Source organism: Streptomyces acidiscabies (assembly GCF_020010905.1).
Classification (GTDB): domain Bacteria; phylum Actinomycetota; class Actinomycetes; order Streptomycetales; family Streptomycetaceae; genus Streptomyces; species Streptomyces acidiscabies.
This window is the reverse complement of record NZ_JAGJBY010000001.1, coordinates 4,345,850-4,357,830: the sequence shown is the minus strand read 5'-3', so window position 1 is coordinate 4,357,830 and position 11,981 is coordinate 4,345,850. Positions and strand designations below refer to the sequence as shown.

Here is an 11,981-nt window from a genome sequence, read left to right as displayed (position 1 = left end):
CCCGCATGACTGCGTAGTCATGTCTGCGCTGTCATGTCTACGCAGTCAGAAGGATGGCGTCAATACTTCGGACGACAATCGGGACGGGGGCTGGGCCGGAGCCTCAGACGACGCCTTCGCTCCGCAGCGCCCCGATCTCCGCCTCCCCGTACCCCAGCTCCGCGAGCACGGCGTCCGTGTGCTCCCCCACACCGGGCACCGGGTCCATCCGGGGCGCCACGCCGGCCAGGTCGACGGGCGGGATCAGGGCGGGTACGGCGACGCCGCCGGGCAGCGTCACGTCCCGCCACCGGTCCCGTTGCGCGAGGACCGGGTGGGCGACGAACTCCGCGACGTCGTTCACGCCCGCGTTCGCGATGCCCGCCGCGTCCAGTTCGCGCGTCACCTCCGCGCTGTCCAGCTCCGCGAATCTGCGGGCCACGATCGCGTTCAACTCCTCGCGGTGGACGACGCGTTCGGTGCCGGTGGCGAAGCGGGGGTCGGTCGCGGGTGCCGGGTCCTTCAGGAACCGGCCGCACAGGGACGCCCATTCGCGTTCGTTCTGGATCGAGAACAGGACGTCTTTCCCGTCCGCGCACCGGTACGCCCCGTACGGCGCGATCGTCGCGTGCTGCGTGCCCACCCTCGGGGGCTGACTCCCCCCGAACCGCGTGTAGTTGGCGGGCTGGCCCATCCACTCCGCGAGCGCCTCGAACAACGAGACCTCGACGGGGCGTACGACGCCCGAGGTGGCCCGCGCGAACAGCGCCGTCAGGATGCCGGAGTACGCGTACATGCCGGCGGCGATGTCGGCGACCGAGATCCCGACGCGGGCGGGTTCCTCGGGGCCGCCTGTCAGTGAGACCAGGCCGGTCTGGCACTGGACGAGGAGGTCGTACGCCTTGCGGTCCGCCCAGGGGCCCGTGCTGCCGTACCCGGTGATCGCGCACGGGATCAGCGAGGGGTACCGCTCCCTCAGCGCGTCCGCCCCGAACCCCATCCGCGCTGCCGCGCCCGGCGCGAGGTTCTGGACGAACACGTCCGCGCGGCCCGCGAGTTGGCCCAGGATGCGCCGCCCCGCCGCCGTCTTCAGGTCCAACGTCACCGATTCCTTGGACCTGTTGAGCCACACGAAGTAACTCGACTCCCCGTGCACCGTTCCGTCGTAGCGCCGCGCGAAGTCGCCGCCGCCCGGTCGCTCCACCTTGATCACCCTCGCGCCGAGGTCGGCGAGTTGGCGGGTGGCGTAGGGGGCGGCCACGGCTTGTTCGACGCTGACGACGGTGATGCCGGCGAGGGGGAGGTCATGGGGCATGGCGGGTCCCTTTCGGAGGTTTCCTGCTGAGAGCCTGCGTCATGCGCCGAGGCCCAACTCCTCCTCCCCCAGGGGCGTGAAGTACCCGGCCACGTCCGCCTCGGAGACGTCCGGCAGAGTCGCCGGGGACCAGCGGGGGTTGCGGTCCTTGTCGATGATCTGCGCGCGGACGCCCTCCACGAGGTCGTGGGTCGTGAGGGCGTGGCAGGAGACGCGGTACTCCTGGTCGAGGGCCTGTTCCAGGGTGAGCCGGCGTGCGCTGCGCAGGGCGCGGAGGGTGACCTTGAGGGTCGTCGGGGAGCGGGTGAGGAGGGTTTCGGCGGCGCCCTTGGCACGGGGATCGTCGTACGCGGAGAGCCTGTCGACGATCTCCTCGACCGTGTCGGCGGCGTAGCAGGCGTCGATCCAGTGCCGGTCGCCCGGCAACTCCGCGAGGGGAGGCCGCTGTTCGTGGCGGGCGAGGGCCTCGGTCACCGGGAGGGTGGCCAGGTCGGCGAGGAGGGCGGGGAGTTCGGAGGAGGGGACGTAGTGGTCGGCGAGGCCGCACAACAGGGCGTCGGCGGCGCCGATCTGAGTACCCGTCAGGCCGAGGTGGGTGCCGAGTTCGCCGGGTGCGTGGGAGAGCAGATAGGTCCCCCCGACGTCCGGCACGAACCCGATCCCGGTCTCGGGCATGGCGACGCGGGAGCGTTCGGTGACGATCCGGACGTCCCCGTGGGCCGAGATCCCGACGCCCCCGCCCATCGCGATGCCGTCCATGACGGCGACGTACGGCTTCGGGTACCGCGCGATCCGCGCGTTCAGCCGGTACTCGTCCCGCCAGAAGGCGGCCGAGGCGCGCCCGTCGCCGTCCCGCGCGTCGTCGTGCACGGCGCGGATGTCCCCACCGGCGCACAGCCCGCGCTCCCCCGCGCCGGTGACGACGACGGCCGTGACCGAGGGGTCGTGCTCCCACTCGGTGAGGGCCGCGTCGATCCGCAGGACCATGGCGTGGTTGAGGGCATTGAGCGCCTTGGGCCGATCAAGCACGACCCGCCCGACCAGACCGTCCCGCCAGCACTGGACGCCGGTCACAGAACCACCCCGCCCGGGGTCACTTTGGTGCACATGAGCTGCCGCTTCCTTCCGCATCCGCCGTACGCGTCGTGGACGATCTTCCCGCGTCCATGGTCGCAAAGCGCACCGCGTCGGCAAACCAGGCAGGTCAGCGGTCAGACTTCAGGAAGCCCCAGCAGCCTTCAGCGCCGCCGCCCCCACCGCGTCCTCCACCGGTCCGGCGTGGGGATCGGCTCCTTGCGGTCCGTCTGGACCTGGATCTCCACGTGGGATGCGTACGACGTCGCCCGGAACGCCTCCTCGTACGAGGCCAGCGCCGCGCTCAGCGCTCCGCCCGCGAGGCCCCTGCGGCGGATACGGCGGGCGAGGAGCGCGAACAGGCCGAGGACGGCGGCGATGCACAGCAGCGGCAGGATGGCACCCATGCTCCGAGCGTACGTCAGAGGGTGAGGAGCTCCTCGTAGAAGCCGCCGAACTCCCGTTCCTGGTCCACGAGATGGATCTCCAGGATCCAGTGGCAGCGGCGGCCCGCGCGGTCGGTGCGGCGCAACTGCGTCGTGTTCTCGGGGGCGATGTACGACTCGACGTCCGCGCCGTCGATCCGTTCGTGCGGGAACTCGCCGACCAGGTGGCCCGCGTGCCAGCCGCCCAGTCCCCAACCCGCCTTCTCCGCCAGGCGGTTGATCTCCGCGTGGAGTTGTTCGCCGGTGATGCCGGGGGTGTCCTCGAAGAAGCGCCGGCCCGCCCGGAAGACCTCGGGGAGGTCGTCGCACAGGCGGTGCTTCACGGGGTCGTCGCCGAGGACGAACGTGCGGCCGAAGTCCGCCTCGTACTCCTCGAAGATGGGCCCGAAGTCGGCGAACACGATGTCGTCGGCGGCGATCGGCCGGTCCGGCGGGTTCTCGCGGTACGGCTTGAGGGTGTTGGGGCCCGAGCGGACGATCCGCTTGTGCCAGTGCCGGGTGGTGCCGAAGAGTTCGTTGGCGAGGTCGCGGACGCGGTCGCTGACCGCGCGTTCGCCCTCGCCCGGCGCGATCAGCCCGCGCCGGGAGATCTCCGCGAAGAGTTCCTCCGCCTTGGCTTGCGCGCTCAACAGCCGTGCGGCGCGCGTGGATTCATCGTCCGACATGGGGCGAACGTAACGCCGGGAGATCGTTTTCCGCAACGGCGTTCAGTACGTCTCAAGCCCCGCCCCCCTCACACGCTTGACCTGCCCTTGACTCGGGTAGCCCTCATCTGCAACTCATATGCAATAACGACCCACCAGCAACAGAGGGAGCCCGATGACCCCCCGCACACGAGCCACCGCCCTGACGGCGGCGCTGCTCACCGTCACGGCCGCCTGCTCGGCACCCAGCGAGAGCGGGGCGGGGGAGGCCGACTCGGTCGTCATCGGGGTCCCCTCCGAACCGGCCACCCTGAGCCCCCTGTTGGGCTACGGCAAGGACGGCAACTCGAAGATCTTCGACGGCCTCCTCGCCCACGACGCCGACCTCACCCTGAAGCCCGCCCTCGCGAAGTCCCTCCCCGAGGTCAGCGCCGACGGCCTCACCTACACGTACACGCTGCGCGAGGGCGTGAAGTTCAGCGACGGGAAGCAACTCACCGCCGCCGACGTGGTGTTCACGTACAACACCGTCCTGAACCCGAGGACCAACAACACCTCGCGGGTCGAACTCGACGCGGTGAAAGGGGTGAAGGCCGACGGCGACAAGGTCGTCTTCAGCCTCAAGTACCCCTACGCGCCCTTCGCCGCGCGCACCACCCTGCCGATCGTCCCCGAGCACCTCGCGGGCGGCCAGGACCCCAACACCGGTTCCTTCAACACGAATCCGGTCGGTACGGGCCCGTACGTCCTCGCGGACTGGCGCAAGGGCGAGAAGCTCACGTTCAAGGCGAACCCCGAGTACTGGGGCGGCGCCCCGCGCGTCGCCAAGGTGACGATGGCGATCGTCCCCGACGACAACGTCCGCGCCACCCGCCTGCGCGCCGGCGACCTCGACGGCGCGATCCTGCCGCCGAACCTCGCGGCGGCGTTCGCGCGGGACGGCAGCCGCAAGCGGTACGACGCGACGACGTACGACGTCCGGCTCGTGTCGCTGCCCTCGGGGAACCCGGTCGCCGGGGACACCGCGATCCGGCGGGCCCTCGACTTGGCCGTGGACCGGGACGCGATGGTCGCGAAGATCCTGGACGGCGCGGGGAGCCCGGCGTACGGGCCGCTGCCGGTGGGCTCGCCGTGGTTCACGAAGGGCATCGAGCGCAGGCAGGACCTCGCCGAGGCGGGGCGCGTCCTCGACCGGGCCGGGTGGAAGGCCTCCGGCGGCGGGGTCCGTGCCAAGGACGGGCGCCGCGCCTCGTTCACGCTGTACTACCCGGCCGGTGACAAGGTCCGCCAGGACCACGCCCTCGCGTACGCCTCCGACGCGAAGAAGGCCGGCGTCGAGGTCGAGGTGCAGAGCGCGACGTGGGAGGTCATCGAGCCGCGCATGGCCCAGGACGCCGTCCTCGCGGGCTTCGGCTCCACCGGCGACCCCGACTTCGGCCTCTACACGATGCTGTACTCCACCCTCGCCGGCGACGGCTTCAACAACATGGGCCACTACACGAACCCGACGGTCGACAAGGCCCTCGACGCGGGCCGCCGCACCAGCGAACCGGCGGCGCGCAAGGCGGCATACGACACGCTCCAGCGCGCCCTCGTCGCCGACCCCGGGTACACGTTCCTCACGCACATCGACCACGTGTACGTCCTCGCCGACCGCTGGGACGGCCTCACGACCCAGGTCGAGCCGCACGAGCACGGGTTCGCGAGCGGGCCGTGGTGGAACCTGGAGACGTGGAAGCCGAAGCAGGCGACGCAGTGAACCGGCCGCCCGCAGAAGGGACTTCGCCGAAACAGCCGCTGCGGAGACCGGCGTCCCTGCCCCGCCTCCCCTGGGCCGCGATGGCCCGCCTCACCGCCCGCCGTCTCCTCCTCGCCGTCCCCGTCCTCCTCCTCGTCACCTTCGGCGTCTTCGCGATCGCCGCCGCCTCTCCCTTCGACCCCGTGAAGGCGTACGCCGGTACGGCCGCGTTCGGCGCCGACGCCGAGACGCTTGCCCGGCTGCGCGAAAACCTCGGCGTGGAGCGGCCGTTCGCGGTGCGCTGGTGGGAGTGGCTGACGTCCGCGCTCGGCGGGGACCTCGGTCAGTCGAGCGTGCTGCGGCAACCGGTCGCCGAGGTGATCGGTGAACGCCTGCTGTGGTCCAGCCTGTTGTGCGCGGCGGCGTTCGTCATCGCCGTAACCACCGGAACCGTGCTGGGAGTTCTGGCCGCCCGGCGCCCGGGTTCGCCGCTCGACCGTACGGTCACCTCGCTGGCGTACGCGCTGGAGGCGGCGCCCGTCTTCTGGCTCGCGCTGCTCGCCGTCTGGGTGTTCGCGCTCCAGTGGGGCGTGCTGCCCGCCGGGGGACTCACGGACACCGCCAGCGAGGTCGTGACGGTGGACCAGGTCGTCCGGCATCTCGCGCTGCCCGCCGGGGTGCTCGCCGTGTCCCAACTCCCCTGGTTCACCTTGTACGTTCGCCAGGGCGTCGGGGACGCGCTCGTCGAGGACCCCGTACGGGGCGCCCGCGCGCGGGGGTTGAGCGAGCGGACCGTCCTGCTCTGGCACGCCCTGCGCTCGGGGCTGCTGCCGGTGCTGACGCTCGTCGGGTCGCGGGTGCCCGAACTCATCACCGGGGCCCTGCTGGTGGAGACCGTGTTCAGCTGGCCCGGCATCGCGGCGGCGACCGTCGAGGCGGCGACCTCCGTCGACTTCCCGCTCCTCGCGGCGCTGGCCACGCTCGCCACGGCCGCCGTGCTCGCCGGGAACCTCCTGGCCGACCTGCTGTACGGCCTCTTCGACCCGAGGGTGGGATTCAGTGACATGTGAGGCACCCGGCTGGCGGACGTACGGACCAAGTCGCCGCTCCACGCGGACGGTTCGGGTCAGAGTCTCGGCAACGATCATCGCGGCGACCGCACTTGCCGTCCTGCTCGTCCCGCCCCTCGTCCAACTCGACCAGCAGTCGGTCGACTTGGCGTCCAAGCTGCTCCCGCCGAGCTGGTCCCACCCCTTCGGCACCGACGACCTCGGCCGTGACCTCCTGCTGCGCTGCGTGTACGGGCTGCGCGTCTCGCTCCTCGTCGGCCTCGCCGCCGCGCTCACCGCGACCGTGCTCGGCACGGCGGTCGGCGCGCTCGCCGGGACGTTCGGCGGGTGGGTGGACCGGGTCGTGATGCGGGCGGTGGACACCGTGTCGTCCGTACCGCACCTGCTGCTCGGCATCTTCGTCGTCGCGATGTTCCGGCCCGGCGTGTGGCCGGTGATCGTCTCCGTCGGCGTCACGCACTGGCTGTCCACGGCCCGCATCGTCCGCGCCGAGGTGCTGTCGCTGCGGTCCCGGGCGTTCGTCGACGCGGCGATCTCCGGCGGGGCGTCGCGCAGACGCGTCACCGTACGGCACCTGCTCCCCGGCGTCCTCCCCCAAGCCGGCCTCGCCGCCGTCCTGATGGTCCCGCACGCCATGTGGCACGAGTCCGCCCTCTCCTTCCTCGGTCTCGGCCTCCCCTCGCACATGGCCAGCCTGGGCGGCCTCGTCCAGTCGGCCCGCGGCTCACTGCTGGCCGGGCAGTGGTGGCCGACGCTGTTCCCCGGCCTGTTCATCATCGTGCCGACGCTGGCGATCGCCGGGGCGGCGGGGGCCTGGCGGGAGCGGATCAATCCGCGCAGGAGATCGGAGTTGATGCTGTGACCACGGCCGACAAAGAAGAAGCCGACAGAGAAGAAGCCGACGGAGAGGAGCCCGTCCTCTCCGTACGCGGGCTCTCCGTCCGTTTCCTGCTGCCCGGTGGGCGTCAGGTGCCCGCTGTCACCGACGTCGGGTTCGAGGTGGCCGCCGGGGAGTGTCTCGCGCTGATCGGGGAGAGCGGCTGCGGCAAGTCGGTGCTGGCGTCTGCCTTGTTGGGGCTGCTGCCCGCCAACGCGCAGGCGCGCGGGGAGGCTTGGGTGCGGGGGATCGAGCTGGTCGGGGCCGACGAGGGGACGCTGGTGCGGCGGGTGCGGGGGCGGCTCGTGGGGCTGGTGCCGCAGAGTCCGGTGGCGCATCTCACGCCCGTACGTACGGTGCGATCCCAACTCGCGGAGACGATACGGGCGTTGACGTCCTCCAAGGACCCCGGCGCCGTCGAGAAGGCCGCCCGGCGGGCCGCGTTCCCGCTCGACCACCTCGACCGCCACCCGCACGAACTGTCCGGCGGGCTCGCCCAACGCGCCGCCACCGCCCTCGCGTTGGTCGGCGAGGCGCCGTTGCTGCTGGCCGACGAGCCGACGACCGGCCTGGACCGGGACCTGGTGGACCACACGGTCGACGAGCTGCGCCGGCACGTGGACGCCGGGGAGGACAGGGCGCTGCTGATGATCACGCACGATCTCGCGGCGGCGGAGCGCATCGCGGACCGGGTGGCCGTGATGTACGCGGGCCGGATCGTCGAACTCGCCGACGCCAAAAGCTTCTTCGGTGACCCCGGCCCCCGCCACCCGTACAGCCGGGGCCTCCTGGACGCCCTCCCCGACCGCGCGTTCCTCCCCATCCCCGGCATGCCCCCGGAACTCGGCGCGCTCCCCGAGGGCTGCGCGTTCGCGCCCCGCTGCCCGCGCGCGACGCCAACGTGCACGGTGCTCCCGGCGCCGACGGACGGAACCGCCTGCCACCACCCGCACCTCGTGACTCCTCCACCCCGTGAACGGGGCGGCTTCTCCACCGACTCCAGGAAGTCGGCAGACGGCCAAGCCCTGACCGCTGCCGAAGCAGGAGTGGAGCGTACTACGCCGCTTCACGGCTCCGGTACTCCGGATACGTTTCCCTCCCGGCCTGGCCTCCGGGATTCCCGCCCAAGGAGAGAGATAGGGGACCTCCGTGCTTGAACTGCGCGCCATCACCGCCGGGTACGACAGGAAGTCCCCGACGGTGCGCGGTGTGTCGCTGACGATCGCGCCCGGCGAGTCCGTCGGCCTCCTCGGCCCGAGCGGCTGCGGCAAGTCGACGCTGGCGAAGGTGGCGGCCCTGCTGCACCGCCCCGACGCGGGCACGCTCACGCTGGACGGCACGCGCATCCACCGCTGGCGCCACCGCGCCCCCAGGGCCCAACGCACCTCTGTGGGCGTCGTGTTCCAGCAGCCCCGGCTCTCGGCGGACCCCCACCTGTCCCTCGCGGACCTCATCGCCGAGCCCCTCCGCGCGAACGGCCGCGCACCCGACGTCGACGCCCTCGCCGCGTCCGTCGGCCTCACCCCCGACCTACTCACCCGGCGTCCCCACGAGGTCAGCGACGGCCAGCTCCAACGCGCCTGCCTGGCCCGCGCGTTGTCCCTGCGGCCCCGCTGGCTGATCTGCGACGAGATGACGGCGATGCTGGACGCGTCGACAACGGCCGCACTGGTGCGGGCAGTTGAGGAGTACCGGGCGTCATCAGGGGCCGGTCTCCTGGCTGTTGGGCACGACCGGGTGCTGCTGCGGCGGTGGTGCGAGCGGCTCGTCCACTGGGACGAGATCAGCGCATGACCTACCCATGCAGTTCCCGGTACGCCGCCACCGCCCCCGCGTGCAACGGCACCTCCCCCGTGGAGATCAGACTCCGCACGTCCAGGAACTGCGTGCCCAGCGCCGACGCCGGGACCAGCCGGGTCGCGCGGCCGACGAGTACGTGGGTGAGGACGGCGGCGAGCGGCGGGGGCAGGTCGGGGCGGCACAGGAGCAGGTTGGCGACGCCGATCGTGGCGACCTCGGCCGTACCCTCGTACGCGCCGGCCGGGACCGTGACCGCCTCCACCCCCGCGCCGCCGCTCTCCCGCACCCGGGGCAGCAGCCCGGCGAGCGGCAGGAGGCGGATGCCGGGGTCGTGCGCGAGACCGGCGAGGACGGGCATGGGTACGCCCCCGGCGAGGAGGACCGCGTCGACCGCACCCGCCCGCATCGCCCCCGTGACCTGGGACATCAGCAGATGGCGGACCCGGACGTCCGCCCCCGGCCTGAGCCCCGCCGCCCGCAGCAGCCGGTCCCCCAGCACCGCGCCGCCGGACGCGGGAGCACCCACCGACACGGTCCGGCCCGCGAGGTCGGCCACGCTCCGGGCCGTCGACCCGGCCCGTACGGCGAGCTGCGCGTAGTTCTCGTACACCCGGCCCACCGCCCGCAACGGCACCGGCGCGGCGAAGGGTCCGCTCCCGGCGTACGCGGACCACGCGATGTCGGCGAGGGCGAGCGCCACGTCGGCGCGGCGCGCGTGCAGCAGCCGTACGTTGGCCACGCTGCCCTCGCTGCCGACGACTTCGCAGGTCAGGCGGGGGTACACGGCGGTCACCTGCTGGGCGAGGAGCTGTCCGAAGGCGGCGTAGAAGCCGTCGCTCTCGCCGGTGGCGATGCGCAGCGTGCCGGTGGGGCCCCGGTCGGCGAGCCGGGCGTCGCCGCCGAGCGCCGCGACTCCGGTGACTCCGAGGGCGGCGCACAGGATCGTGCGGCGGCTGTTCACGGCGTACGGCTTCCTGGCGTACGGGGCTGCGGCGTACGGCTTTCCTGCTGCGGGAGCACCGCGCGTACCGCCAGCCCCCTGGGCACCCCCGCCTCGAACTCGATGCGTCCACCGTGCCCGGCGACCAGACGTTCCGCGATGGCCAGCCCCAACCCGCTCCCCCGTACGTCCCGATGCCGCTCCGCGCGCCAGAACCGCGTTCCCGCGCAGGCGAGTTCACCGGCGGACAGTCCGGGCCCGTCGTCCCGCACCTCGATCACCACCTCGGTGCCCGTCGCCCTGGAGGACACCTCGACGCGACCGCCCCCGTACTTGATCGCGTTGTCGACGAGGATGTCCACCACCTGGGCCAACTCGTCGGCGGTACACGCCACTACGCCCTCCCCCACCCGGCTCAGCACTAGCGCGCCTTCCGCGACCGGCCGCCACACCTCCACCTGTGCCTCGATCACCGGCCGCACCTCGCAGCCCACCCCCTGGCGGTCCGTCACTGCCATCTCCCCGGCCCGGTGTTCGGCGTCGGCGAGGGTCATGAGGTCGTCCAACAGCCGTTCCATGCGCTCCAGTTCAGCGGTCACCCCGGTGTACGTACGCGTCGCCGCCTGAGGCAGCCGGGGCTGGAGCGAGTCGATGCGCAGTCTCAACGCGGCCAGCGGGTTGCGGAGTTGGTGCGAGGTGTCGGCGACGAGGCGGCGTTGCTGTTCGAGGGCGGTGGTGACGGTGTCGGCCATGCGGTTGAACCCCTCGACGACCTGCCGGAGTTCGGGCGGTCCCCCGGCACGGACGACCCGCTCGGGCGGGAGCCCCGCCGCCAACTCCCCCACCGCGCGGTCGAGTCGGTGCAGCGGCCGTACGACCCACTGGGTGGCCCGGCGCGCGAGCAGCACGCAGGCCGCCGCGAACACTCCGGCTCCGGCGAGGACGAGGGCCCAGCGCAGGGCGACGTCGTCGGCGGCGGCCCGGACGGACGCGCGCAGGACGACCGCGCCGGAGACGCGGGTGCCGGTGCCGACGGGGCGGGCGAGCAGGACGTCGGCTCGGGACCAGGGGCGCAACGTCCCTTCGGGGTAGCGGAGTTGGCTGCGCAGGGCGGCGTCCACGAGGCGGGCCACGGCGGGGTCGGCGGCGTGCAGGCCGCCGGTCTGGACGACGGGCGCGCGGCGGGCGTCGACGACCACGACGGCCTCGCCGTACAGCTCGGTGTAGCGGTCGACCTCGGCGGTCAGGGTGGTCGAGTCGCCGCTCTCCGCTGCCTGTTCGGCGAGGGTGGCGAAGCGGTCGAGGTCGGCGGCGCGGGCGGCGACGAGCTGTTGGGTGCGCTGGACGGCCGTCAGCGTGAGGAGGGGTCCGGCGAACCCGGCGACGGCGAGGAGGGCGAAGGCCAGGACGACCGTGAGGACTCGTGCGCGCATCCCCCTCACCCGCCGAAGCGGTATCCGAACCCCCGGATGGTGGTGAGGAGTTCGGGGCGGCCGAGTTTCGCGCGGAGCTGGGTGATGTGGACGTCGAGGGAGCGGGACACGGCGAGGTAGGCGTCGCCCCACACCTCGTCGAGGAGTTGCTGGCGGCTCACGGCGGCCCCCGCGCGGGAGGCGAGCGCGGCGAGGATCGCGAACTCCTTGGTGGTGAGCCGGACTTCGGCGTCGCCGACCTGTACACGCCGGGCGTCCAGGTCGACTTCGACGTCCCCGGCGCGCACGGTGCGCTGGGCCGGGGCGGCGAGGGCGGCGGCGCGGCGGGCCACCGCCTCGATGCGGGCGAGGAGTTCGGCGAGGCGGACCGGTTTGACGAGGTAGTCGTCGGCGCCGAGTCTGAGGCCCCGGACGACGGAGCGTTCGTCGCCGCGCGCGGTGAGGATCAGTACCGGGAGGGCGCTGACCGCGCGGAGTTTGCGCAGGACGTCGAGGCCGTCGAGGTCGGGCAGGCCGAGGTCGAGGAGGAGCAGGTCGGCCTGCCGGTGCCGGGTGAGGACCTCCTCGCCCCGGCGGGCGCGGGCGGGTTCGTGCCCGGCGTCGTACAGGGCCTCGGTGAGGGCGCCCGCGACCCCGTCGTCGTCCTCGGCCAGCAGCACCCGCAC

Annotated in this window: 12 protein-coding genes; 5 read left to right on the top strand and 7 right to left on the bottom strand. The window is 72.8% G+C overall.

The genetic code is table 11. The annotated features are described in order from the left end of the window. Nucleotides 1–103: 103 nt before the first annotated feature. From J8M50_RS20015 to J8M50_RS20000, 4 genes are all read right to left on the bottom strand, one after another. Entirely contained in the window at nt 104–1,294 is a 1,191-nt protein-coding gene (locus J8M50_RS20015) for a CaiB/BaiF CoA transferase family protein (protein WP_010355188.1), read from the bottom strand. Nucleotides 1,295–1,333: 39 nt separating this feature from the next. After that, a complete protein-coding gene (locus tag J8M50_RS20010; RefSeq protein WP_010355189.1) occupies nt 1,334–2,368 on the bottom strand; it encodes an enoyl-CoA hydratase/isomerase family protein in 1,035 nt (344 codons plus the stop codon). Nucleotides 2,369–2,532: 164 nt separating this feature from the next. Further along, nucleotides 2,533–2,775: a hypothetical protein gene (locus tag J8M50_RS20005; protein WP_010355190.1), complete on the bottom strand. Its 243-nt coding sequence runs from the start codon at nt 2,773–2,775 to the stop codon at nt 2,533–2,535. A gap of 14 nt (nt 2,776–2,789) precedes the next feature. Then, nucleotides 2,790–3,479 carry a M24 family metallopeptidase gene (locus J8M50_RS20000; protein WP_010355191.1) on the bottom strand — a complete coding sequence of 230 codons (690 nt, stop codon included), beginning with the start codon at nt 3,477–3,479 and terminating at the stop codon, nt 2,790–2,792. A 154-nt stretch (nt 3,480–3,633) separates the two neighbouring features. Here J8M50_RS20000 and J8M50_RS19995 point away from each other — a divergent pair, with 154 nt between their 5' ends. The 5 genes from J8M50_RS19995 (at nt 3,634) to J8M50_RS19975 (ending at nt 8,937) form a co-directional block, all read left to right on the top strand. Then, the gene (locus tag J8M50_RS19995; RefSeq protein WP_010355192.1) at nt 3,634–5,217 is read left to right on the top strand and encodes an ABC transporter substrate-binding protein; all 1,584 of its coding nucleotides are present in this window, start codon (nt 3,634–3,636) and stop codon (nt 5,215–5,217) included. A gap of 80 nt (nt 5,218–5,297) precedes the next feature. Continuing rightward, nucleotides 5,298–6,266, top strand: coding sequence for an ABC transporter permease (locus J8M50_RS19990; RefSeq protein ID WP_010355193.1), 969 nt, complete (start codon nt 5,298–5,300; stop codon nt 6,264–6,266). Continuing rightward, the gene (locus J8M50_RS19985) at nt 6,256–7,128 is read left to right on the top strand and encodes an ABC transporter permease (protein WP_010355194.1); all 873 of its coding nucleotides are present in this window, start codon (nt 6,256–6,258) and stop codon (nt 7,126–7,128) included. The genes J8M50_RS19990 and J8M50_RS19985 overlap by 11 nt, the downstream gene beginning before the upstream one ends. Further along, nucleotides 7,125–8,300, top strand: a complete 1,176-nt coding sequence (locus J8M50_RS19980; RefSeq protein WP_010355195.1) for an ABC transporter ATP-binding protein — start codon at nt 7,125–7,127, stop codon at nt 8,298–8,300. The genes J8M50_RS19985 and J8M50_RS19980 overlap by 4 nt, the downstream gene beginning before the upstream one ends. Beyond that, the gene (locus J8M50_RS19975) at nt 8,293–8,937 is read left to right on the top strand and encodes an ABC transporter ATP-binding protein (protein ID WP_010355196.1); all 645 of its coding nucleotides are present in this window, start codon (nt 8,293–8,295) and stop codon (nt 8,935–8,937) included. The genes J8M50_RS19980 and J8M50_RS19975 overlap by 8 nt, the downstream gene beginning before the upstream one ends. 1 nt (nt 8,938) lies before the next feature. On the opposite strand, the gene J8M50_RS19970 is transcribed toward J8M50_RS19975, so the two are convergent. From J8M50_RS19970 to J8M50_RS19960, 3 genes are read right to left on the bottom strand one after another with little or no spacing between them, the layout of a single operon-like run. Beyond that, nucleotides 8,939–9,904 carry a TAXI family TRAP transporter solute-binding subunit gene (locus J8M50_RS19970; protein WP_010355197.1) on the bottom strand — a complete coding sequence of 322 codons (966 nt, stop codon included), beginning with the start codon at nt 9,902–9,904 and terminating at the stop codon, nt 8,939–8,941. Further along, entirely contained in the window at nt 9,901–11,316 is a 1,416-nt protein-coding gene (locus tag J8M50_RS49160; RefSeq protein WP_010355198.1) for a sensor histidine kinase, read from the bottom strand. Before J8M50_RS49160 ends, J8M50_RS19970 begins: the two co-directional genes overlap by 4 nt. 5 nt (nt 11,317–11,321) lie before the next feature. Next, nucleotides 11,322–11,981 carry a response regulator transcription factor gene (locus tag J8M50_RS19960; protein ID WP_010355199.1) on the bottom strand — a complete coding sequence of 220 codons (660 nt, stop codon included), beginning with the start codon at nt 11,979–11,981 and terminating at the stop codon, nt 11,322–11,324.